We start from the raw sequence: 23,486 nt of genomic DNA, 5'->3' as shown, positions 1-23,486 counted from the left end.
TGATGGAGGTTGCCAGTGACGACCGCGCATCGTGTGCGGCTGACGGCGGGGGCTGTTGTCCTGGCCCTCGGCGCGCTGTTGCCCAGCCCGGCGTCGCCCGCCGCCGCCGACGGCAAGGTGCCGCTGGGCGGCGGGGCCGGCATCGTCGTCAACGGCGACACCTACTGCACCTTGACCGCTATCGGCACCGATAACACCGGCGCACTGATCGGCTTCACCTCCGCACACTGCGGCGGCCCGGGCGCCCAGGTCGGATCCGAGGAGCGCCCCGACGACGGGGTCATCGGCACCATGGTCGCCGGCAACGACAACCTGGACTACGCCGTGATCCGCTTCGACCCCGCCAAGGTTGCGCCGATCTCCAACTACAAGGGCTTCGTGATCGACGGCATCGGGCCCGACCCGGTGTTCGGCCAGGTTGCCTGCAAGCTGGGCCGGACGACCGGCTACTCGTGCGGCGTCACCTGGGGCCCCGGGCAGGATCCGGGCACCATCGTCAACCAAGTGTGCGGCCAGCCCGGTGATTCCGGCGCCCCGGTGACCGTCGACAACAAGCTGGTCGGCATGATCCACGGCGCCTTCAGCGAGGACCTGCCGACGTGCGTCGTGAAGTTCATTCCGTTGCACACGCCGGCGGTCACGATGTCGATCAACTCGATCCTGGGCGACATCGCCGCCAAGAACCGGCCCGGCACCGGGTTCGTCCCGACACCGGACGTCGTCGGCCCGGCCTGACCGGCCGCCCTCAGTTGGCCTTGCTGGCCCGGATCGCCTCGAACACCGTCGGATCCACCAGCGTCGAGGTGTCGCCGAGATCGCGTCCCTCGGCGACGTCGCGCAACAACCGGCGCATGATCTTGCCGCTGCGGGTCTTGGGCAACTCGGGCACGACGTGGATTTCCCGCGGCTTGGCGATCGGGGAGATCTCCTTGGCCACCTCGGCGCGCAGCTCGTCGACCATCTGCTCGGTCGGGGTGTCGGCATGGTGGGCCTTGAGGATGACGAAGGCGCAGATCGCCTGACCGGTGGTGTCGTCGGTGGCACCGACGACGGCAGCCTCGGCCACCCCGGAGTGGCCCACGAGCGCGGACTCCACCTCGGCGGTCGAAATACGGTGTCCCGACACGTTCATCACATCGTCGATGCGGCCCAGCACCCACACCTCGCCGTCGCTGCCGTAGCGCGCGCCGTCACCGGCGAAGTACCAGCCCTGCTCGGCGAACCGCGACCAATAGGTTTCCTTGAACCGCTCCGGATCGCCCCAGATACCGCGCAGCATCGATGGCCACGGCTTGTCGAGCACGAGATAACCGGTGACGTGCTCACCGTGATCGGGGCTGGGCTGCAACTCATTTCCGTCGTCGTCGACGATCTTGGCCGAGATGCCCGGCAACGCGCGCATCGCCGAGCCGGGCTTGCAGTCCGTCACACCGGGCAGCGGCGAGATCATCGCCGCGCCGGTCTCGGTCTGCCACCAGGTGTCCACGATCGGCGTGGCGCCGCCGCCGAACACCAGCCGGTACCAACGCCAGGCCTCCGGGTTGATCGGCTCACCGACCGACCCGAGCAGCCGCAGGCTGGACAGGTCGTGGGCGAACGCGATCTCGCGGCCCCACTTCATGAAGGTGCGGATCAGCGTGGGTGCGGTGTAATAGATTGTCACACCGTACTTTTCGATAACCTGGAAGTGACGGTGTTCGTCGGGGGAGGCCGGGGTACCCTCGTAGACCACCTGGGTCGCGCCGTTGGACAGCGGCCCGTAGACGATGTAGGTGTGGCCGGTGACCCAGCCGATATCGGCTGTGCACCAATACACATCACTGTCCGGCTTGATGTCGAAGACATTGTGATGGGTGTAGGACGCCTGGGTCAGGTAGCCACCGGAGGTGTGCATGATGCCCTTGGGCTTACCCGTGGTGCCGGAGGTGTAGAGCAGGAACAGCGGGTGCTCGGAGTCGAATGCCTCTGCGGTGTGCTCCGTCGACGCCGACGCGACCGCCTCGTCCCACCACAGGTCGCGTCCGTCGGTCCAGTTCACGTCGATCCCGGTGCGGCGCACCACCAGGACGTGCTGCACGCAATCCTGGTCCTCGACGGCCTCGTCGACAGCGGCCTTGAGCGACACCGCATTTCCCCGCCGGTACTGGCCGTCCGTGGTGATCACCATCTTGGCCTCAGCATCCTCGATGCGGGCCCGCAACGCCGACGCGGAGAATCCAGCGAAGACCACGCTGTGCATCACACCAAGTCGCGCACAGGCCAGCATCGCCACGATCGCCTCGGGAACCATCGGCATGTAGATGGCCACCCGGTCACCGGCGACCAGCCCCAGGTCGGTCAACGCGTTGGCCGCCTTGCACACCTCGTCCTTGAGCTGGGCGTAGGTGATCACCCGGGAATCGCCGACCGGCTCACCTTCCCAGTGGATGGCGACCCGGTCACCGTTGCCCGCCTCGACGTGCCGGTCGACGCAGTTGTAGGCGACGTTGAGCTTGCCGCCGACGAACCACTTCGCGAACGGCGCGTCGGACCAGTCGAGCACCTCGGTGAACGGGGTGTCCCAGGCCAGCCGGTTGGCCTGCTTGGCCCAGAACGCCAGCCGGTCGGCCTCGGCCTCCTGGTACAGCTCGGCGGTGGCGTTGGCGTTGGCGGCGAAATCCGCCGACGGTGGATAGCATGACGGAATCTCGGTGTGCGCCTCAGTCATGTCTGTGAGCGTAGTCACCCAACGTTGCATCGGCGTTGGCAGCTCACATTCGTCGGCGGACGGTTCCTGCCGCGCGCCGAACGGCGGATGAACGCCGGGACAACGGTCGTCTGAGGACTCCGGCTGGCCCAACCGGGCCTTCCGCCGATAGCGTGACCGAACGTGACTGACCTGCTGGCCCCGCTGCTGCAACTGCCCGGGGTGGCTGACGGCGCCGAGGCGGCCCGCGACGCCCTAGCCAAAGCGCATCGACACCGGACGAACCTGCGGAACTGGCCGGTGACCTCCGCCGAATCGGCGGTCCGCGGGGCACGGTCCTCGTCGGCGCTCGACGGTGGCGCGGTGCAGCTTGACGCCTCCGGGGCCGAGCCCAACGACCCAATCCTGGCGGGCGCCCTGCGCGTCGGCCAGGCGATGGAGGGCGGTACCACCACCCTGGTCGGGGTGTGGCAGCGGGCGCCTTTGCAGGCACTGGCCCGGCTACACGCACTGGCGGCCGCCGACCTGGTTGACGAAGCAGACCTGGGCCGGCCGCGTCAGGCTCCGGAGGTGGCCGCCCGGCTTGATCTGGTGACCCGACTGGTGACCGGGGGCAGCGCCGCGCCGGCGCCCGTGCTGGCCGCCGTCGCTCACGGCGAACTGTTGACCCTGGCCCCGTTCGGCTCCGCCGACGGGGTGGTGGCCCGGGCGGTATCACGCCTCGTGACGATGGCCACCGGTCTGGACCCGCACGGTCTGGGCGTGCCGGAGGTGTTCTGGATGCGTCGCGGCGAGGAGTACCACGCCGGCGCGCGGGCCTTCGCGACGGGCGAACCCGAGGCACTGGGCGCCTGGCTGCGGATGTGTTGTCAGGCTTTGGAAGACGGTGCGCGCGAAGCCCTGTCGATTGCTGAGGCCGCTACCAAATAGGCGGCCGGGCGGCCCGCACACCGAAGCGGGCGACGATCCGAATGACTCGGCTCGCCGCCCGCTAGCACGGTTGCTCGGTTACCAGGCGTGCAACGTGGGTTGCGTGGGTTGGCCTCGGCGGTCTCGCGCTGCGCTTCGACTGAAATCCCACCCAAGGGATCGTAGACGTCGTTCGCTTGTCGCAATTACGCAGGCCCGCAACACTTCTGCCCTATGCGGCGTGCTCCGCGTGGGTGCCGGGAACCGTGCTGGGTCGCTTGGGTCGGGAGGTAGTGCCTTCTCTTCCGGCGCTATCTTGGCCTTGCCAGGCGTCCGTGATTCCTTTGTACTACGTGACCACCGTCACAGCAAGGGTCTAGATGGCAACGGATTGGACGCTAGACGGATAACCGTCGTAACAATGAATACGTCAGGGCTCCGGCGGCCAGGGCGCTGAGCCCCAGTGCCGCCGTCGTGGCCACCGCCGCACTCGACGGCGTGGAGATCCGATCCCGCAATGGCACTGGCCGGGAGAACGTCAGCACCGGCCAGCCTTGTGCCGCCGCTTCTTTGCGCAGCGCCCGGTCGGGGTTCACCACGCTCGGGTGGCCGACGGCTCGCAGCATCGGCAGGTCAGTGACCGAATCGGAGTAGGCGTAGCAGTGCTCGAGGGCGTAGCCCTCAAGAGTGGCCAGTTCACGGATGGCCGCAGCCTTACCTTCGCCGTAGCAGTAGAAGGCGACCTCGCCGGTGTACTTGCCGTCCTCGACGAGCATCCGGCTGCCCATGGCATGGGTGGCGCCCAGCGCACGGGCGATCGGGGCGACGATCTCTTCGCCGGAGGCGGACACGATCACCACATCGCGCCCGCACAGCCGGTGATCGGCGATCAACTCCGCCGCTTCGGCGAAAACCAGCGGATCGACGATGTCGTGCAGCGTCTCGTTGACGATCGACTTGACCTGCTCGACATCCCAGCCGGCGCACATCGCGGTGACGTAGGAGCGCATCCGGTCCATCTGGTCGTGATCGGCACCCGACATCAGGAACAGGAATTGGGCGTAGCTGGATTTGAGGACGGCCCGGCGGTTCAGCAGGCCCTGATTGAAGAAGGGTTTGCTAAAAGCAAGCGTGCTGGACTTGGCAATGACGGTCTTGTCGAGGTCGAAGAACGCTGCCGTTCGCGACGGGGTGCCCGGCGCGGGCTGCGACGCTGGATCGATTAGCTGGCTGGCGGCCGGACCGGAAACGATCACGCCAACCAGGATAGGACCGCCTCGTCGCCCGACTGGGGATGGCCATAAAGTGGCAGGGCGCGCCAGGTGTCTCGCCCTGCATTTTCACAGCGAATACATGGTTTCTAAGTGGCAGCAATACTTGCGCTACCGCGGATTCTCGTGTGTATAGTAAGCATTACTCGGCTTATGCTGAGTGTGCATCAGCCCGACCCCCCGGGGCTGATACACGACGACCCTCGCCTCCTCCCCCCCTGGCGGGGGTCGTCCCATATCCGGACCAATTTTCCTCCGTTCCTGGCAAATTCGAAAAATGTTGCCAGGATGCCTGTGCGGCGGTTCGGGCAGGATGATCCATCCCCAGACCGGCGTTGGTCCACAACCCGGCCCTTGCTGGCTGGCGTGGCGCGCTCGGCCACCTGATGGTGGAGCCTGTGAGCAGCCTGCCGAACGTCGTTCTGACCCTCATCGCCGACGCCGAATTGCGCGACCAGGCCGAGCGGGTCGCCGCGGCGGTCGGGGTGCGACCGGTGCCCGCACCGGCGTCGTTGACCCGTAAGACCTGGCTGGCCGCGGCGGCGGTGTTGCTCGACGAGGACGCGGCCCGCCGCTGCCACCGCGACGGGCTGCCCCGGCGTGACGGGGTGATCGTGATCAGCGCCACCGAGCCGCGGCCCGCGACCTGGGCCGCCGCGATGAGTGTTGGCGCACAGCATGTTTGCGTGCTGCCGGCACAGGACAGCGAGTTGGTGCGCAACCTGTCCGATGCCGCGGAAACAGCGCGCGACGGTCCACGGTCGGGGTGGGTGATCGCCGTCACGGGAGGCCGTGGCGGTGCCGGCGCCTCGACGTTCGCGGCTGCACTGGCCCAAACCGCGCCCGGATCACTGCTTGTCGACCTCGACCCGTGCGGCGGCGGCATCGATCTCCTGCTGGGCAGCGAGGCCGTACCGGGTTTGCGCTGGCCCGACCTGAGTGTGCAGGGCGGCCGGCTGTCCTGGTCCGCCGTGCGCGAGGCGCTCCCCAGTCATCAGGGCGTCAGTGTGTTGTCGGGTGTGCGGCACTGTCACGAGGTGGCCGCCGGACCCGTCGAAGCGGTGCTCGACGCGGGGCGGCGCGGTGGAACGCTGGTGATCTGCGACCTGCCCCGGCGAATGACATCGGCGGTTGGCTGTGCGCTCGATTGCGCCGATCTGGTTGTGGTGATCACCAGCTGCGACGTCCGCGGTATCGCTGCGACGGCGGCCCGCGCGCCACTGCTGCGCGAGGTCAACCCGAACGTCGGGCTGGTGGTGCGCGGCCCCGCCCCGGGCGGACTGCGGGCCGACGAGGTTGCCGAACTCACGACCCTGCCGCTGCTGGCCGCGATGCGGCCCGAGCCCATGCTTGCCCAACGACTCGAACGCGGCGGTCTACGGCTGCGACGGCGTTCCCCGCTCGGCGCGGCGGCCCGTCAGGTACTCGGCATGCTGCGGGCCAACGCCCAGGTTCGCGCGGCATGACGGCCTCGTTGATCGACCGGGTCCGCGAGCGGCTGGCCGCCGAGTCCTCCTCGCTGCGGCCGGCCGCGGTCGCCGCGGCGATCCGGGCCGAGTCAGGCGGGGTGCTGGGGGACACCGAGGTGCTGACGAACCTGCGGGTCCTGCACACCGAGCTGGTCGGCGCCGGGCTGCTGGAACCGCTCTTGCGCGCACCAGGTACCACCGACGTGCTGGTCACCGCCCCGGACGCGGTCTGGGTGGACGACGGAAACGGTTTGCGGCTCACCGCAGTGCGATTCGCCGACGAAGCCGCGGTCCGCCGGCTGGCGCAACGGCTCGCGGTCGCCGCCGGGCGGCGCCTGGACGACGCCCAGCCGTGGGTCGACGGACAGCTGAGCGGAACGGGCGGCGAGGCGTTCGCCGTTCGGCTGCACGCGGTGCTGCCCCCGGTCGCCCTCGCCGGCACGTGTCTGTCGTTGCGGGTGCTGCGGCCGGCCACCCAGGACCTCGAGTCGCTGATCGCGTCCGGAGCGATCGCCGACGAGGCCCGCCGGTTGCTCACCGACATCGTCGACGCCCGGCTGGCCTTCCTGATCTCGGGTGGGACGGGGGCGGGGAAGACCACCCTGCTGGCTGCGGTCCTTGGCGCCGTTGGCGACACCGAGCGGATCGTGTGCGTCGAAGACGCCGCCGAGCTCTCGCCGCGGCACCCGCATCTGGTCCGGCTGGTGGCGCGCGGCGCCAACGTGGAGGGTGTGGGCGAGGTCACGGTGCGTCAGCTGGTCCGCCAGGCCCTGCGGATGCGCCCCGACCGGATCGTCGTCGGCGAGGTGCGCGGCGCCGAGGTCGTCGACCTGCTGACCGCGCTGAACACCGGGCACGACGGCGGTGCCGGGACAGTGCACGCCAACAGCCCCGCCGAGGTGCCCGCGCGACTGGAGGCACTGGCCGCGCTCGGCGGGCTCGACCGTGCCGCATTGCACAGTCAGCTCGCGGCTGCGGTCCACGTCGTCGTCCACGTCGGCCGCGGTCGCGACGGAATGCGCCGGTTGACCGAGATCGCCGTGCTGTGCCGGGCCGACTCCGGCCAGGTGCAGGCGGTGACGGCCTGGCATGTCGAACGAGGTTGGGGCAGCGGCCATCAGCAGCTGCAGGCATTGATCGGGCAACGGCGGCGGCGATGAGCGGCATACCGGTGGCGGGGCTGCTCCTGGCGCTGGCCGTACTGGCCGCGCCACCACCCCCGCGTCGGCTGCTGCCCGCAGCGGCGCGGACCGCGGTGCGGGTGCCGGTCGCACTCGTCGTCGCCGCCCTCGCCGCGGTGCTGCTGCCGCCCGCGGCCGTGGTGGGCCTGACGGCGCTGGGCCTCACGCTGGTCGCGCGCCGTCGCCGTCGTGACCGCGACCGGCTGCGCACCCATGACGGTCAGAACCTGGCGGCCGCGCTGGAGACTCTGGTCGGCGAGCTGCGGGTCGGTGCGCACCCGGTGCACGCCTTCGGTATCGCGGCCGCGGAATCCGCCGGCGCGACCGGCGCCGCATTGCGCGCGGTCGCGGCGCGCGCGCGGTTGGGCGCCGACGTCCCGGGCGGCTTGCGTGCCGTGGCCGCAACCTCGTCGGCGCCCGCGCAGTGGGAACGGCTCGCGGTGTGCTGGCAGCTGGCCGCCGATCACGGCCTGGCGATGGCGGCATTAATGAAGGCAGCACAGCGCGACATCGTCGAACGGCACCGGTTCACCGCCGGAGTCGAGGCCGGACTCGCCGGAGCGCGGGCCACCGCGGCAATCTTGGCGGGTCTGCCGTTGCTCGGTGTGCTGCTCGGGCAGGCGATCGGGGCGCATCCGATCGGGTTTCTGTTCGGCGGCGGGGCCGGTGGCTGGCTACTCAGCGCGGGGCTGCTCCTGGTCTGCGGTGGGCTGCTGTGGGCCGACCGCATCACGGATCGGCTGGTGCGGTGATCGCCGCCGCACTGTTGTTGGCCGTCGCGGTGCTGGCGGCGCCGGGTCCGGTCGCTGCCCGCCGCCTGGCCGGTGCCGCGTCGGCGCGGCGGCCGCGGCGGCGCACCGCCGGCCGTCCCGACCCACTGGCGATCGCCTCCGCCCTCGACGTGTTCGCGGTGTGCCTATCGGCCGGGATGTCGGTGTCGGGCGCGGCGGGTGCGACAGCACCGTCGGCACCGGCTGAGCTAGCAACGGTGCTGCGGCGGGCGGCCGACCTGCTGGCATTGGGGGCCGACCCGGACACTGCGTGGTCGCCGCCGCCCGGCGGGGCCGAGGGCGGCGGCGATGCGCTGACCCGGCTGGCCCGCCGGTCGGCGGCCTCGGGCAGCGCCCTGGCCCACGGCGTCGCCGAACTCGCCGAACAGTCACGTCGGGACGCCGCCCACGCCGCGGCCGCCGCGGCCGAGCGAGCCTCGGTGCTGATCGCCGGGCCGCTGGGCCTGTGCTTCCTGCCCGCGTTCATCTGTTTGGGCATCGTGCCCGTCGTCGCCGGGCTTACCGGCGATGTGTTCAGCTCAGGAATACTGTGAAAGAGAGGAAAGATATTGAGCACCAACATTTTTCGACAGATAAAGCTGAGGCTGATGCTGGTGGCGGCCGACGAGGCGGGAATGTCGACGGTCGAATATGCCATCGGCACGATCGCGGCAGCCGCCTTCGGTGCCATCCTCTACAGCGTGGTCACCGGCGATTCGATCGTCGGCGCGCTGACCAACATCATCAACCGCGCACTGAACACGAACGTGTAGCCGGCGATGCCGGCTTCGCCACGGTCGAGGCGGCGTTGGCGATCGCCGCCCTGGTCGTCGTCCTCGTATCGTGCGGCGCCGGGCTCACGGCGATGGCCATGCAGGTGCGCTGCATCGACGCCGCCCGTGAGGCGGCCCGGCTGGCTGCGCGGGGCGACCAGGCCGCCGCGGTTACCGCGGCACGCGTCGTCGGCCCGGCCGGAGCGACCCTTGAGCTGCGTCCCGACGGCGACTTCGTGGTCGCGACGGTGCGGGGCCGGTCTCGCCTGCTGCCGGGAGTTGTCATCAGCGCCGGCGCCGTCGCGGCCACCGAACCCAGCGGGTGATGACACCGGCGCCGCCACCGTCCTGGCTGCGGTGCTCATCGCCGCGTTGGTGGCGCTGGCCCTGCTCGGCGTCCAGCTCGGCAGCGCGGTGGTGGCGCGGCACCGCGCCCAGGCCGCTGCCGACCTCGCCGCACTGGCCGCGGCGGTCTGGCTGCCGCGCGGCGTGGAGGTGGCCTGCCGCCAGGCCGCCGGTGTCAGCAGCGCCATGAGCGCGGTCGCGACGGGGTGTGCGGTCGAGGAGCTGGACGTCGTCGTCACGGTCGACGTCGCGACCGGGCGCCTCCTCGGCGGGCCGGCCCGGGCCACGGCGCGGGCCGGACCCGTCGATGCTAGGTAGCCGGGTCGGCGGACTTGGGCCGCTTCGCGCCGCTGAGTTCTGCCGCGGTCGGCAAGCGCAGCGTGACCAGCCCGGCGAAGACCCCGTTGTCGACCTCGATGCGGTTGACGGTGACGTGCATCGGCACCCAGCCGCCGTCAGTGCCGGGCAGTCGCAGCACCCGGCTGGTGCTGCCGGTCTGGAACTCCGCGGTCATCGGGATCAGTTCATGGTGATCGTCGGGGTGGAACCGCACGCTTTGGCGCCAGTCGTAATGCGGGCAGGGCTCATCGAGCCACTTGAGCAGCTTCCACGTCCCGAGGTCGACCAACGCCCGGTGCACCCCCGGCTGCGACAGCCCGTCGAGGATGCGTTGAGCCAGATGGTCGGGCGGCAACGCATCGTCGTCGAGGTCGCATCGCAGGTTCATCGCGCGGGCGATCAAATGCTCGGTGCCGTCCTCGACGACCTCGGTGGCGGTGCGGGCGACGAATCCGGCGCGAATCGGGTTTCCCTCACTGTCGGTGAAACTCCAAGTGGTGCAATATGTTCGGCCAGGTGCCGCTTCGATCATCAAGGCCAGCACCTTGGCCTCGTCGCGGTTGAAGCTGCGGGACGGCAGGTCCTCGGCAAAGGCCCTGTCGTGGGTCGGCTCCAGTGTGGGGTCAAGCCCGGCATTGACCAGCGACTCGACGGTATCGGTCGCCACACCGAGGGTCATGTCCCACTTCAGCGGACCGGGGGTCGGCCGTTCCGGCGGCTGCGCGTCGGCGGGTCCGATCCACACGTGGACACCGTGCATCCGACCGTCGGACATCTGGACCGGCTCGGTCCGGATCACCCGATCGCTCTTCGGAGTGATGCTGGCCAGGCTGTTGCCGGTCGCCACGGTCTCGGCGATGGCGGTACGGATCGCGGCCAGATGCGGGTTGCGACGCAGAAAAATCGCCAGCGGCACCAGATGCTTCATCTGTCGTCCCTGCGCGACCACCACCGGCTCGGTGCCCAGTGTCTCCACCAGGAGCCAGTCGTGGGTCATGGGTCATGAGTTTAAACGGCGCCACCTTCGGTCCACCTGATGACTTCCGGCGGGGAATCCCCAGGTGAGAGTGCGCAACTGGGGCGCCCCGACCACCGCGATGTCGATTTCCTTGCGCCCACCGTGGGTGTTTAGTATTTTTCGCCTACGCCCGACCCGTCGGGATTGAGAACGGACCGAGTCGTCCGGCCGTTCGTCGCAGGCAGCCAAGTCGGGCTGTCACCACGCCTCCAGCAGCGCGGGGCCCTGCCAGCTTGTCGGCTGGCGTGCTTCACATCGTGGGTGCCGACCGTTTGAGGGGGCGGTCGGCCGTCGATCAGGTGCGCCTGCCCGACAACGCGGCGAGAACGAGTTCCAGAACCCGAACCGCGCCGGACTTGTCCAGCGGGTCGTTTCCGTTGCCGCACTTCGGGGACTGCACGCACGACGGGCAGCCCTGCGGGCATTCACACGCCTGGATCGCCGCGGCGGTGGCACCCAACCAGGTGGCCGCCAGCCGGAACCCGCGCTCAGCGAAGCCCGCACCGCCCGGATGCCCGTCGTAGACGAACACCGTGGGCAGCCCGTCCTCGCCGACGGCGGTGGACAGGCCGCCGATGTCACCGCGGTCACAGCTGGCCACCAGCGGCAGCAGGCCGATCGCCGCGTGTTCGGCCGCATGCAGCGAGCCCGGGATCCGGCGGAGGTCGATTCCGCTGTCCGACAGGGCTTCCGGGGTGATCGTGTACATCGCCGCGGTGGTGGTCAGGCAATGTTCGGGCATGTCCAATTCGACGAAATCGATTACCTCGCCGGACAACCTGCGCCGCAGGTAGCCGATCACCCGGTGCGTCACGGTCACCGGAACCAGGCCCAGGGTGACCGCGTCGTAGTGGATGCGTTCGCCGGTCCCGGTGACCGCGATGTCGGTGATCTCGCGGGCGAAGGTCGCATACCCGGGGTCCTCGGCGTGCACGAAGGCCACCCCGTCCTCGAGGCTCAGCGAGTCGACGACGTAGCTGTCCCCTTGGTGCAGATAGACGGCGCCCGGGTGCACGGTCGCCGGTGCCTGGCCCGCGCCGGCGCTGCCGAGCATCCGCCCGGTGCCCTCCTCGACAATCGCGACCTGCCCGCCGGCCGAACCGCGGATGTCGACGGCGGGGTGCGGATCGAGCCCGGCGGCGGGGAAGTACTTGCCGCCGCGCCGGCGCAGCAATCCGTCGTCGACGAGTTCGGCGGCCACCGGCTCGGCCTCCCAGCGGCGCACCTCGGCCTCCTCCAACGGCATTTCCGTTGCGGCGCAAAGCAGTTGCGGGCCCAGCACATAGGGGTTGGCCGGATCGATGACGACCCGTTCCACCGGTTTGTCCAGCAGCGCTTCGGGGTGATGCACCAGGTAGGTGTCCAGCGGGTCGTCGCGGGCGATGAGAACGACCAGCGCACCCTGGCCCCGGCGTCCGGAGCGGCCGGCCTGCTGCCAGAACGAGGCGACCGTTCCCGGGAATCCGGCCAGCAGTACCGCGTCCAGTCCGGCGATGTCGATGCCGAGCTCGAGGGCGTTGGTCGTTGCCAGCCCGCGCAGCTCACCGTCGGTGAGCGCGCGCTCCAGCGCGCGACGGTCTTCGGCAAGGTAGCCCGCCCGGTAGGACGCCACCGTGTCGCGCAGCTGCGGGGCGATGTCATCGAGGCGGTCCCGCGCGCCCATCGCGGTCAACTCCGCACCGCGCCGCGACCGCACGAACGTCAGTGTTCGCGCCCCCTCGGCGACCAGATCGGCCATCATTCTGGCCGCCTCGGCGCCGGCGGAACGCCGGATCGGTGCACCGTTCTCGCCAAGCAGATCGGTGCGCAGCTCCGGCTCCCACAGCGCCACGGTCCGCGCTCCGTGCGGTGAGCCGTCCTCGGTGACGGCGCTGACCGTCTGGCCGATCAGTTCGGCCGCGGTTGCGCCGGGCGCGGCGGTGGTGGCGCTGGCGAAGATCACCGTCGGGCCGGTGGGCTCCGCTCCTGCCCGCCCCGATACAGGGGCGTAGCGCTCGCACAGCCGCAGCAGCCGGCGTAACACCATGGCCACGTTGGAGCCGAAAATTCCACGGTAGTAGTGACATTCGTCGACGACGATGTAGCGCAGACCGCGCAGGAACACTGCCCACCTGGCGTGGTTGCGCAGCAACGACAGATGGATCATGTCGGGGTTGGAGAACAACCAGCGAGACCGCTCCCGGGCGAATCTGCGTACCTCGGTCTGCGTGTCGCCGTCATAGGACGTCGGCGCGACGTCGGTCAGGATGGGCACCGCAGTGGTCAAGGAATGAGCGGCGCGCAATTGATCGTGGCCGAGCGCTTTCGTCGGTGACAGATAAAGGGCCCTGGCGCGCGGATCTCGGGCCAGCGCATCCATGATCGGCAATTGGAATGCCAGCGACTTGCCCGACGCGGTGCCCGTGCTAATCACCACGTGCTGCCCGTCGTGGGCAAGGTCGGCGGCCCGCCGCTGGTGCGACCACGGGCGGGTGATTCCGTGACCATGGAACGCGCGGAGCACATCTGGGTGCACCCAGCCGGGCCAGTCCGCGCTCTGGGCCGCGCGGGCCGGCAATTCGGCGACGTGGCGCAGTGCGTGGGGGGAGGATTCGGCGCCCTCGATGGCTGCCGTGAGCAGCTCGCGGCCGAAACTCACCATTTGAAATCGTCCCTTTCCGAATAGCTCGCGGCGCATATGCACAGGCCCGTATCGAATTGTTCACCCATTGGTAGCACCGAGACTGTCGCGAGCGGCGTGAACGTGATTGGATGAGGGCGGTCGCAGCTTCTGTGTTCGTGTTCAAACACCCGCAGGATCGACGTTGCGATCGCGGTTCCTGCGAGGGTCTGTAGGTCGGGTGAGTTCCGACGACTCCACGAAGGATGGCGGTCGGAACGGGCCCGGTCTGCCGAAAACTCGGTCGGCCGCTCCCGGTAGGAAGAGAAGGAAAGTACGAAAGATGCCACAGGGAACTGTGAAGTGGTTCAACGCGGAGAAGGGTTTCGGGTTCATCGCACCCGAGGACGGCTCTGCCGATGTGTTTGTCCACTACACGGAAATTCAGGGGTCGGGCTTCCGCACCCTTGAGGAGAACCAGAGGGTCGAGTTCGAGGTCGGTCAGAGCCCCAAGGGTCCGCAGGCCACAGGCGTGCGCGCCGTCTGATCTACAACCACAACAGGAATCACCCCCGAGCGTCCCGGTGACGGGTACCGTCGGGGGTGCTTTCGTTTTTTGGCCTTTCGGGGTCCCTCGCCACGCTCGTGCACCCGGAGTACGGCTCGGCGGCGCCGCGCTCGTCGCCGACTGCCTTACTGTCGAATGGTGAGCCAGCTGTCGTTCTTCTCGGCCGAGTCGGTGCCCCCCGCGGTCGCCGACCTGACCGGGATTCTCGCGTCGGCCGGACAAGTGGTGATGGTCGGTGGTGGTGCCCGGCTGTCGGTGGTCGTTGATGACCAGTGGCGGGCGCGGGCACTGGCGGCGATGATCACCGCGGCGGGGCTGGAGGCCGAGATCACCCGCACCGATGAGGACACCCCGCTGGTGCGGACGGCTGTCGATGTGCGCCTGGTAGGCATGGCCGCGGAGTGGACCCGCGGGGCGGTCAAGACAGTGCCGTCGCAGTGGCTGCCGGGACCGCGGGAGTTGCGGGCGTGGACGCTGGCCGCGGGCGTGCCGGAGGCTGACCGCTATCTGCTGGGCCTGGATCCCCACGCGCCCGACACGCACTCGCCGCTGGCGTCGGCGCTGATGCGGGTGGGAATCGCACCGACCTTGATCGGCACGCGAGGCTCCCGACCGGCCCTGCGAATCAGCGGCCGCCGGCGGCTATCACGCCTGGTAGAGAACGTGGGGGAACCACCCGATGACGTCGAGGCGTTGTCAGCGTGGCCCCGGATCTGAGAGATTCCGTGTGGGGGGTCAGTTTGCGTTGACACCCCCGGGGTGCGAAATTGTCAGTTGCCCGCGGGTCAGGGGGTACCTGTAGGCAAGACAGAAGTGGAGCGTAAGCGCAGTTGGCTGACGACGACCGAGGTAGCGGTAACCGAAACGGCAGCATCCGGCGGCTCGTGATTGTGGAGTCGCCCACTAAAGCGCGCAAGATCGCCGGCTACCTGGGCTCCAACTACATCGTCGAATCGTCTCGTGGTCACATCCGTGACCTGCCGCGCAACGCCGCCGACGTGCCGGCCAAGTACAAAGCCGAGCCATGGGCCCGGCTCGGGGTCAACGTCGAGCACAATTTCGAGCCGCTCTACATCATCAGCCCGGAGAAGAAGAGTACGGTCGCCGAGCTCAAGGGCCTGCTGAAGGATGTCGACGAGCTCTACCTGGCCACCGACGGTGACCGCGAGGGCGAGGCCATCGCCTGGCACCTGCTGGAGACGCTGAAGCCCCGCATCCCGGTCAAGCGGATGGTCTTCCACGAGATCACCGAGCCGGCCATCCGCGCCGCCGCCGAACACCCCCGCGACCTGGACAACGACCTGGTCGACGCACAGGAGACGCGCCGCATCCTCGACCGGCTCTACGGCTACGAAGTCAGCCCGGTCTTGTGGAAGAAAGTCGCCCCAAAGCTGTCGGCCGGCCGGGTGCAGTCGGTGGCGACCCGGATCATCGTGCAGCGCGAACGCGACCGAATGGCGTTCCGCAGCGCCTCGTACTGGGACATCATTGCCGAGCTCGACGCGAGTGTCTCGGACCCCAACGCCAGCCCGCCCCGGTTCACGGCCCGGCTGGTCAACGTCGACAACAAGCGGGTGGCCACCGGCCGTGACTTCGACTCCCTGGGCGTCGTGCGCAAGCCCGACGAGGTCGTGGTGCTCGACGAGGCTGCGGCGAGCTCGCTGGCCACCGGTTTGCAGGCCTCCAGCCTCGCCGTGGCGTCGGTGGAGGAGAAGCCCTACACCCGACGGCCGTATCCGCCGTTCATGACCTCCACGTTGCAGCAGGAGGCCGGCCGCAAGCTGCGGTTCTCCGCTGAACGCACGATGAGCATCGCGCAGCGGCTGTACGAGAACGGCTATATCACCTACATGCGTACCGACTCCACGACGCTGTCGGAGTCGGCGATCAACGCGGCCCGCAATCAGGCCCGCCAGCTCTATGGCGACGAGTACGTCCACCCCTCGCCGCGGCAGTACACCCGCAAGGTCAAGAACGCCCAGGAGGCACACGAGGCCATCCGCCCCGCCGGCGACGTCTTCGCCACGCCGGGCGCGCTGCACCGCGAGCTCGACACCGACGAGTTCCGGCTCTACGAGCTGATCTGGCAGCGCACCGTGGCCTCCCAGATGGCCGACGCTCGCGGAACCACGCTGAGCCTGCGGATCAACGGCACCTCCGCCGACGGCCGCGCGGTCACCTTCGCCGCCAGCGGCCGCACCATCACCTTCCCCGGCTTCCTCAAGGCCTACGTCGAGACCGTCGACGAGCAGGCCGGTGGTGAGGCCGACGACGCCGAGAGCCGGCTGCCGCAGCTGCGCCAGGGCCAGCGGGTGGACGCGACCCGGCTCAACGCCGACGGGCACACCACGAATCCGCCGGCTCGCTACACCGAGGCGTCCTTGATCAAGGCGCTCGAGGATCTCGGAATCGGCCGTCCCTCAACCTATTCCTCGATCATCAAGACGATCCAGGACCGCGGTTACGTACACAAGAAGGGCAGCGCCCTGGTGCCGTCCTGGGTGGCTTTCGCGGTGACCGGCCTGCTCGAACAGCATTTCGGCCGGCTGGTGGACTACGACTTCACCGCCGCCATGGAAGACGAGCTCGACGAGATCGCCTCAGGCCAGGAGCGTCGTACCAACTGGCTGTCCAACTTCTACTTCGGTGGCGAGCACGGGGTGGCCGACTCGATCGCCCGCGCCGGTGGCCTCAAGAAGCTGGTCGGTGTCAACCTCGAGGGCATCGACGCCCGAGAAGTGAACTCCATCAAGCTTTTTGACGATGAGCAGGGCCGCCCGATCGTGGTGCGGGTCGGTAAGAACGGCCCGTATCTGGAGCGGATGATCACCGGCGAGGACGGCGAGCCCACCCCGCAACGGGCCAACCTGAGCGACGAGATCACCCCGGACGAGTTGACCCTCGAGCTTGCCGAAACCCTTTTTGCGACACCGCAGGAGGGGCGGGTGCTGGGTGTCGATCCCGGAACCGGCCACGAAATCGTGGCCAGGGACGGTCGGTACGGCCCGTATGTCACCGAGGTGCTGCCCCCGCCGCCGGACGAGGAAGGCGGGGTGACCGCCAAGAAGGGCAAGAAGCCGACCGGCCCGAAGCCGCGCACCGGCTCACTGTTCCGGTCGATGGACCTGCAGACGGTGACACTCGAGGACGCGCTCAAACTGCTGTCGCTGCCACGCGTGGTCGGGGTGGATCCGGCCAACGGTGAGGAGATCACCGCGCAGAACGGCCGCTACGGCCCATATCTCAAGCGCGGCACCGATTCTCGTTCACTGGCCACCGAAGCCCAGATCTTCGACATCACCCTCGACGAGGCGTTGAAGATCTATGCCGAGCCCAAACGCCGTGGCAGGCAAGGTGCTTCGACCCCTCCACTGCGCGAGCTGGGGGTCGATGCGGCGTCGGGCCAGCCCATGGTCATCAAGGACGGGCGGTTTGGTCCCTACGTCACCGACGGCGAGACGAATGCCAGCCTGCGTAAGGGCGACGACGTGCTGACCATCACCGACGCCCGGGCTTCGGAACTGCTGGCCGACCGGCGCGCCCGGGGCCCGGTCAAGCGCCCGGCGAAGAAGGCACCGGTCAAGAAGGCGGCAGCCAAGAAGGCACCAGCCAAGAAGGCCGTCAAGGGCAGCTGACTGGCCTTTAGCGGGCGGCCTCGCTGCTGACCTGCCCCCGGTTGGCGGGCGCGGCAGCCAGGTTGGTCGGGCGGGCCAGCTGCGTCGGGGCCCGCCGGCCCCGCAGTTCGACGATCTCGCCGACGTTCCAGCACAGCGCTTCGGCGTCCAGGGCGCCGCTGACCGCGATCGCCGAGGCCAGCACGTGCCCGCCTTCCAGCTTGGCCAGTTCGGTGAGCCGGGCGGCCTCGTTGACCGGGTCGCCGATGACGGTGTACTCGAACCGGGCCTGCGCACCGATGTGCCCGGCGATCGCCCGCCCGGCCGACACCCCGATGCCGAAGTCGGTCTGGCCGAGGACCTCGACCAGTTCGTCGTGTAGCTCCCGGGAGGCGGCCAGCGCCGCGCCGGAGGCATCGGGATGCTCGATCGGGGCCCCGAAGATGCACAGCGCCGCGTCGCCCTGGAACTTGTTGACGAACCCGCCGTGCTTCTTGACGGTGTCGACCACCACGCGGAAGAACTCGTTGAGCATGCTGACGACCTCACTGGGCGGCCGGGTGGCGGCCAGCTGGGTCGAGCCGACCAGGTCGACGAACAGCACCGCGACGTCGCGTTCCTGGCCGCCGAGCTCGGTGCCGCGCTCCAGGGCGCGGCGGGCGACGTCCTCGCCGACATAGCGGCCGAACAGGTCGCGCAACCGCTGCCGTTCGCTCAGGTCGCGGACCATGTCGTTGAAGCCGGCCTGCAGCAGCCCCAGCTCGCTGGCGTCGTAGATCTGCATGTGGGCGTTGTAGTTGCCGCGCTGGACCTCCCCGAGCGCCCAGCGGAGCTGACGCAGCGGGTCGGCGATCGACATCGACGCCAGGATGTTGCCCGCCAGGCCGATCACCAGCGCGGCGACGGCCATCAGCAGGATCGGGGTGAACAGGGCGTCGGCAGAGGCCTGCAGCAGGGAGAACTTGCTGGCCACGATGGACAGGACGATGGCCAGCAGCGGCACGCCGGTGGACAACAGCCAGGTCAGCACGAGCCGCTGGATGACACCGGGCCGGTGAAATTTCTCCGGCACCCCACCGCGCAGGGCGGCGACGGCCACCGGGCGCAGCACGCGCTCGGACTGCAGGTAGCCGATGATCGACGTGGCGGTGGCGCCGAGCAGGGTGGCCACCGCCAGCACCGGAGCAGCGTGGCTGGCCACCGGCCAGCTGGCCGCGATGAATACCACCGCTCCCAGCACCCAGTTGGACATGCTGATCAGCGACCGGTAAACGGGCATCCGCAGGGCCCGTAACCGCGCCTGCTCCGTCGCGGCCGGGTCGTCCTCGGCCAGCAGCGCGTCGCGGCGTTGCCACCGGAACACCGGCACCAACAACTTGAGGCTGACGAACGCGCCCGCGGCGAACGAGATGAACAGGTAACTCAGGAAGATCACCAGGTTGAGCCGGGGCAGATCCTGCAGCATGATGCGGTCGGACGGGGGCAGGCCGAACCGCAGAAAACCCAGCACCAGCAGTGCGCCGATGATGTCGGCCTGCAGCATGCCCAGGGAAAACACCGGCCATGGTGTGCGCGCGACCCAGCGGACGAATGCACTGATTCGTCCCGGGTCGAAGCGCGCGGTGGTCACCAGCCCACCGTATCGGGCCGCAGCGACGGATCTGCACCTTCGGAACCCACCGCGGAACGGTTGTGTCGTTGCTGAGCACTAGTGTTTACGGTGATGTCCGGAGTGTTCACGCGGCTGGTCGGCCAAAGCGTTGTGGAAGCGGAGTTGGTCGGCGCTGCTCGCGCCGCCCGGGGTGATTCCGCTCACGATGTGGCCGCGACCGGCACCATGACACATGCGTGGCTGATCACCGGGCCGCCCGGATCGGGCCGTTCGGTGGCCGCGTTGTGCTTCGCGGCTGCCCTGCAGTGCACCGCCGACGGCACTCCGGGATGCGGCGAATGCCGGGCCTGCACGACCACGATGGCCGGCACCCACGGCGACGTCCGCCGGATCATCCCGGAGGGGCTGTCGATCGGCGTCGACGAGATGCGCGCGATCGTGCAGATCGCCTCACGGCGGCCCAGCACCGGTCGTTGGCAGATCGTCGTGATCGAGGACGCCGACCGCCTCACCGAGGGTGCGGCGAACGCGCTGCTCAAGGTCGTGGAGGAGCCACCCCCGTCGACGGTGTTCCTGCTGTGCGCCCCCTCGGTGGACCCCGAGGACATCGCGATCACCCTGCGGTCGCGGTGCCGGCATGTGGCCCTGGTGACCCCGCCGACGGCGGCGATCGCCCAGGTGCTGGTCGACAATGACGGGCTCAGCGTCGAGGAGGCGCAATGGGCGGCCTCGGTCAGCGGGGGCCACGTCGGCCGGGCGCGGCGGTTGGCCACCGATCCCGACGCCAGGGCGCGTCGGGCGCGGGCACTGGGCCTGGCCCGTGACGCGGCCACCCCGACGCGGGCGTACGCCGCGGCCGAGGAGCTGGTGGCCACGGCCGAGTCCGAGGCGAAGGCGCTCAACGTCGGCCGGGACGAGGCCGAGACCGAGGAATTGCGGACCGCGCTGGGCGCCGGCGGCACCGGCAGGGGCACCGCGGGCACGCTGCGCGGTGCAACCGGGGCGATCAAGGACCTCGAGCGGCGGCAGAAGTCCCGGCAGACCCGAGCGTCGCGCGATGCCCTGGACCGTGCGCTGATCGATCTGGCGACCTATTTCCGGGATGCGCTGCTGGTCGCCTCCGGCGCGGGCACGGTGGTCCCGAACCACCCCGACATGGCCGACAAGGTCGCGGCGCTGGCCGCGCACGCCTCCGCCGAACGGCTGTTGCGCTGCATCGAGGCGGTGCTGGAGTGCCGCGAGGCGCTCGCGATGAACGTCAAGCCCAAGTTCGCCGTCGATGCCATGGTGGCCACCGTGGGTCAGGCACTGCGTTCGGACCTGTAGACTCACTGCTCGGTCCGGCGGGATGGCACTTCGCGCAAGCGCCCATCGTCGGCCACGCCGCCTTAGCTCAGTCGGTAGAGCGATTCACTCGTAATGAATAGGTCGGGGGTTCGATTCCCCCAGGCGGCTCCGTTTGTTCACCCCGGGTCGCGGGCGTAACGCCACGGCGGAAAATCCCGCCCATAGCCGCCATGGCGTTACCGTCGCGGCGCCAGATACCCCACCGGCCCTGAGGCCAGACACAAGGACAGCGCGGCGGTCGTGGCCCGCACCGTGATCGCGTCGCCGGCCCCGGACAGCCGCACATAGACCCGGTTCAGCCCGGGGTGTACCGCCACCTTGGTGTCGGGCCCCTCGTTCAGCGACATCAGCATCGAGCCGTCGCTGTTGGCCAGGTAGTTGATTTCGGCGGTCCACTCCGCAGGCAGCAGCGGCCCGTCCAGCGGCATCCGTACATCGGCGTCGGGTTGCACAAAGTAGCCGCAATTGCCCACCGGGCCCACCACGACGGTGCGGACCCACGTGACGTTGGCGTCGACCAGCCGTCCACTGGTATCGAGCATCCTCAATTGTGTTGTGTACTTATCGAATTCGGGACGATCGCGGATCAGCGCGAACAGGTGGCTGGCCAGGTTCTCTGGGTAGGCGACCCGCTGCAACACCAGCGGGTCGACCTCCTGATCCAGCAGCGGGGCAGCTGAGGACGCCCGCGCCTGCGCCAGCCCGCGGATCGCGTTCTGCAGATAGGGCTGCGCCGGGTTGTCCTTCCAGCTGGTCAGGAATGTGGTGGTCGAATACAGGCTGCTGGCGGTGAACGCCACCGCCAGGCCGGTCACCGCCACAGCGCGGGCGCGCGATGCGTCCAGCCAGTGTGTACCGGCGCGGTTGGGCGCGCAGAACCCCACCGCCGCCAGCAATGCCAGCACGATCACCAGATCGGGGAAGTACCGCAGCGTCTGCGCCAGTTCCAGGGCGGTGAACTTCGACGATCTCATCAGATAGATGGGGATCTGGCAGGCCACCGCATAGCCCACCGCGACCAGCCACACCAGCCCGATGCGGTACTTGCGAAGCACCGACACCGCGACAACGGCCGCCAGCACCGCCCAGCCCAGGATCATCACCGACAGCGGGGGAACCGCCCACGGTGAGGCCGGCGCCCAGCGCTGCCATTGCCATGGGCCGCCGGCCAGGCCGGGCACGATGCCATGAGTGACCGAACGGCGCAGCAGATCCCACGTCATCGCAAGATCCGAGCTCCACCGCTGCTGGTCGACGACGACGAGGTACACGCCGATCCACGCCGCCGTAACTGCGATCGCCGGTGCCCACAGCCGCACCCCGGCCAGCCACACCGAGCGCAGCGCCGCGGTGCCACCGCGCACATGCCACAGCAGCGCGGCCACCGCGAACGCGACGAACGGGATGACCGCGGACTTCTCGAAGAAGACCAAACCGGCGAGATAGGCCAACACACCGGTGACCGCATACCGATGATTTCCGGTGCGCACCAACAGGATTGCGTCGGCACACACCCACGCCAGCGCGGCCAGCATCGGCAGCGAGTTCAGCGCCGCCGCCCACCAGGCGAATCCGGGCACGCCCAACGGGGTGAACAGCGCAAAGCACAGCGGGATCAGCAGCACCGGCCGCCAACCCAGGATCACATACAGGGCCCGCAGCAGCGACAGCGAAACCAGCAGTTGCAGCACCACCAGGCTGACCGCCGGCCACGTCCACACCAGCGGGGCCAGCCGGGTGATCGCCCCGGCCACCAGGAAGGCGCCGGGCATGACATGCCCGTCGTGGTCGTCGAACAGATACGACGGCGACAGCAGCCCCTGCGTGCCGGCGCGACCCACCAGGATCAGGTCGTCCCAATAGAAGTAGCCGCCGAAGGCCAGCACCGCGCGCACCACCAGCTGGACCGCGATGAGGACTGCGGCAGCCACCGCCACCGGTGGCATGTGCGCCACTCGGGTCGGAACTGCCATCGCGTCGATGGTACGGCCCGGCTTAGCCGGGGCGACGCCCGCGGCGAGGGTCGGGTCCGCGGTGATTGGCCTCCGCCGTTTGGTCCAACGCTCGATAATTTGCTGAAACCCTACTAATCTCCTGTGTGCCCGCTGGACAATCGATTGGTCTGTGTCATTGTTCCCTGGGTAGCGAGGTCCGGGAATGTGTTGTTACCCGTATCGCGGTCGATGTGGTGCCGCACCGGTGCATGTTCGGCCACCTTGCTGTAGAACGCGGCGCAGGCTCGGTCCCGGCAGCTTTGCGGGCTTGAGGCCCAGTCACCGCGCGATTCTGCCCGTCGAGACAGGAAGGCGTCCCCGTGGCCGGACACTATTCACCCATCGCGGTACTCGCGGTGCCGCTCGCGGTCATCGCACTGGGGACAGCGTGTTCCACGTCGTCGACGAAGAGCGCTGAGACGAGTTCAGCTGCGACGTCAGCCGCGTCGTCCACATCGGCGGCCCCTGCCGCCGACATGGCATGTGCGAAAAGCGCCTATCCGTTGCTGGATCTGGAACCTCGTTCACCGGGAGAGCCGGCGCTGGCGATCCCGCAGCCGCCCGGTTGGGAATCGAGCACCGAGATGAACTCAGATATCATCCGCGGTGCGATCGGCAGCACGGACCTGGTGGCCGACGGCTTCGCGCCCAACGCCGTTGTCACCCTCGAGGACCTCACCGGGAAAGTCGCCACACCGCAGGCGGCTATCGACGCTGAGCGCGCCGGCATTGCTGCCGAAGGTGCATCGCAGACCACGGGAAGCCTGTGCGGGCATCCGAGCCTGACCATCACCTACAACTCGCCCGCCACCGAAACCGGTCCGGCAACCGCGGTCACCACGCTGATCGTCGCCTCCGAACAGGGCGGCAAGATCTATGCCGCGACCGTGAGCGTCCAGACCGCCGATCCGAGCAACACCACCTACATCAACGACAAGCAGGCCATCCTGGATGGCTTCCAGTTCGGCGCGCCCGCCAAGCCCTAGGGGAG

The 23,486-nt window shown here is 69.1% G+C and carries 20 protein-coding genes and 1 tRNA gene; 15 read left to right on the top strand and 6 right to left on the bottom strand.

What is annotated here, in order from left to right; genetic code table 11:
- Positions 1–15 precede the first annotated feature (15 nt).
- Positions 16–735 carry a S1 family peptidase gene (locus ADBZ9K_RS20845; protein ID WP_526623792.1) on the top strand — a complete coding sequence of 240 codons (720 nt, stop codon included), beginning with the start codon at positions 16–18 and terminating at the stop codon, positions 733–735.
- A gap of 10 nt (positions 736–745) precedes the next feature.
- Here the strand turns inward: ADBZ9K_RS20845 and acs are convergent, their stop codons facing one another.
- Positions 746–2,707 (bottom strand): acetate--CoA ligase, encoded by a 1,962-nt coding sequence (gene acs / locus ADBZ9K_RS20840; RefSeq protein ID WP_526623790.1) that lies wholly within the window; start codon positions 2,705–2,707, stop codon positions 746–748.
- A 162-nt stretch (positions 2,708–2,869) separates the two neighbouring features.
- Between acs and ADBZ9K_RS20835 the strand changes: the two genes are divergently transcribed.
- Complete coding sequence (locus ADBZ9K_RS20835; RefSeq protein ID WP_526623788.1) at positions 2,870–3,616, top strand: oxidoreductase; 747 nt, start codon at positions 2,870–2,872, stop codon at positions 3,614–3,616.
- A 377-nt stretch (positions 3,617–3,993) separates the two neighbouring features.
- On the opposite strand, the gene ADBZ9K_RS20830 is transcribed toward ADBZ9K_RS20835, so the two are convergent.
- Entirely contained in the window at positions 3,994–4,818 is an 825-nt protein-coding gene (locus ADBZ9K_RS20830) for an HAD-IB family hydrolase (protein WP_526624282.1), read from the bottom strand.
- Positions 4,819–5,273: 455 nt separating this feature from the next.
- On the opposite strand from ADBZ9K_RS20830, the gene ssd reads away from it, so the two are divergent.
- From ssd to ADBZ9K_RS20795, 7 genes are read left to right on the top strand one after another with little or no spacing between them, the layout of a single operon-like run.
- Positions 5,274–6,332, top strand: coding sequence for a septum site-determining protein Ssd (ssd, locus tag ADBZ9K_RS20825; protein ID WP_526624280.1), 1,059 nt, complete (start codon positions 5,274–5,276; stop codon positions 6,330–6,332).
- Complete coding sequence (locus ADBZ9K_RS20820) at positions 6,329–7,495, top strand: TadA family conjugal transfer-associated ATPase (RefSeq protein WP_526623786.1); 1,167 nt, start codon at positions 6,329–6,331, stop codon at positions 7,493–7,495. The genes ssd and ADBZ9K_RS20820 overlap by 4 nt, the downstream gene beginning before the upstream one ends.
- Positions 7,492–8,268, top strand: coding sequence for a type II secretion system F family protein (locus ADBZ9K_RS20815; RefSeq protein ID WP_526623784.1), 777 nt, complete (start codon positions 7,492–7,494; stop codon positions 8,266–8,268). The genes ADBZ9K_RS20820 and ADBZ9K_RS20815 overlap by 4 nt, the downstream gene beginning before the upstream one ends.
- Entirely contained in the window at positions 8,265–8,840 is a 576-nt protein-coding gene (locus ADBZ9K_RS20810) for a type II secretion system F family protein (protein WP_526624278.1), read from the top strand. Before ADBZ9K_RS20815 ends, ADBZ9K_RS20810 begins: the two co-directional genes overlap by 4 nt.
- Before the next feature lie 54 nt (positions 8,841–8,894).
- Positions 8,895–9,059, top strand: a complete 165-nt coding sequence (locus ADBZ9K_RS20805) for a DUF4244 domain-containing protein (RefSeq protein WP_526623782.1) — start codon at positions 8,895–8,897, stop codon at positions 9,057–9,059.
- Between the two features lie 35 nt (positions 9,060–9,094).
- Positions 9,095–9,385: a TadE family type IV pilus minor pilin gene (locus tag ADBZ9K_RS20800; RefSeq protein ID WP_526623780.1), complete on the top strand. Its 291-nt coding sequence runs from the start codon at positions 9,095–9,097 to the stop codon at positions 9,383–9,385.
- The gene (locus tag ADBZ9K_RS20795; RefSeq protein ID WP_526623779.1) at positions 9,339–9,722 is read left to right on the top strand and encodes an Rv3654c family TadE-like protein; all 384 of its coding nucleotides are present in this window, start codon (positions 9,339–9,341) and stop codon (positions 9,720–9,722) included. The genes ADBZ9K_RS20800 and ADBZ9K_RS20795 overlap by 47 nt, the downstream gene beginning before the upstream one ends.
- Here the strand turns inward: ADBZ9K_RS20795 and ADBZ9K_RS20790 are convergent.
- Complete coding sequence (locus tag ADBZ9K_RS20790; protein WP_526623777.1) at positions 9,715–10,740, bottom strand: PAS domain-containing protein; 1,026 nt, start codon at positions 10,738–10,740, stop codon at positions 9,715–9,717. The two genes, ADBZ9K_RS20795 and ADBZ9K_RS20790, sit on opposite strands and share 8 nt — an antisense overlap.
- 316 nt (positions 10,741–11,056) lie before the next feature.
- Complete coding sequence (sftH, locus tag ADBZ9K_RS20785) at positions 11,057–13,402, bottom strand: DNA 3'-5' helicase SftH (protein WP_526623775.1); 2,346 nt, start codon at positions 13,400–13,402, stop codon at positions 11,057–11,059.
- A 301-nt stretch (positions 13,403–13,703) separates the two neighbouring features.
- Between sftH and ADBZ9K_RS20780 the strand changes: the two genes are divergently transcribed.
- The 3 genes from ADBZ9K_RS20780 to topA all read left to right on the top strand — a co-directional run bounded on the left by ADBZ9K_RS20780 (position 13,704) and on the right by topA (position 17,563).
- Complete coding sequence (locus tag ADBZ9K_RS20780; RefSeq protein ID WP_005138711.1) at positions 13,704–13,907, top strand: cold-shock protein; 204 nt, start codon at positions 13,704–13,706, stop codon at positions 13,905–13,907.
- Between the two features lie 159 nt (positions 13,908–14,066).
- Positions 14,067–14,645, top strand: a complete 579-nt coding sequence (locus tag ADBZ9K_RS20775; protein ID WP_526623773.1) for a hypothetical protein — start codon at positions 14,067–14,069, stop codon at positions 14,643–14,645.
- A 113-nt stretch (positions 14,646–14,758) separates the two neighbouring features.
- A complete protein-coding gene (gene topA, locus ADBZ9K_RS20770) occupies positions 14,759–17,563 on the top strand; it encodes a type I DNA topoisomerase (RefSeq protein WP_526623771.1) in 2,805 nt (934 codons plus the stop codon).
- 7 nt (positions 17,564–17,570) lie between these two features.
- Here topA and ADBZ9K_RS20765 read toward each other — a convergent pair whose 3' ends face one another.
- Positions 17,571–19,175 (bottom strand): adenylate/guanylate cyclase domain-containing protein, encoded by a 1,605-nt coding sequence (locus tag ADBZ9K_RS20765; RefSeq protein WP_526624276.1) that lies wholly within the window; start codon positions 19,173–19,175, stop codon positions 17,571–17,573.
- A gap of 90 nt (positions 19,176–19,265) precedes the next feature.
- Here ADBZ9K_RS20765 and ADBZ9K_RS20760 point away from each other — a divergent pair, with 90 nt between their 5' ends.
- Complete coding sequence (locus ADBZ9K_RS20760; RefSeq protein WP_526623769.1) at positions 19,266–20,480, top strand: DNA polymerase III subunit delta'; 1,215 nt, start codon at positions 19,266–19,268, stop codon at positions 20,478–20,480.
- Positions 20,481–20,536: 56 nt separating this feature from the next.
- Positions 20,537–20,609: transfer RNA gene (locus ADBZ9K_RS20755), tRNA-Thr, on the top strand.
- A gap of 68 nt (positions 20,610–20,677) precedes the next feature.
- Here ADBZ9K_RS20755 and ADBZ9K_RS20750 read toward each other — a convergent pair.
- Positions 20,678–22,447, bottom strand: coding sequence for a hypothetical protein (locus tag ADBZ9K_RS20750; protein WP_526624274.1), 1,770 nt, complete (start codon positions 22,445–22,447; stop codon positions 20,678–20,680).
- A gap of 368 nt (positions 22,448–22,815) precedes the next feature.
- On the opposite strand from ADBZ9K_RS20750, the gene ADBZ9K_RS20745 reads away from it, so the two are divergent.
- Positions 22,816–23,481 carry an LpqN/LpqT family lipoprotein gene (locus ADBZ9K_RS20745; protein ID WP_526623767.1) on the top strand — a complete coding sequence of 222 codons (666 nt, stop codon included), beginning with the start codon at positions 22,816–22,818 and terminating at the stop codon, positions 23,479–23,481.
- Positions 23,482–23,486: the final 5 nt, after the last annotated feature.

The sequence above is a fragment of the Mycobacterium sp. genome, from assembly GCF_965229265.1.
Lineage (GTDB): Bacteria > Actinomycetota > Actinomycetes > Mycobacteriales > Mycobacteriaceae > Mycobacterium.
Note: the sequence above shows the minus strand (reverse complement) of the source record. Positions and strands in the feature narration are given on the sequence as shown.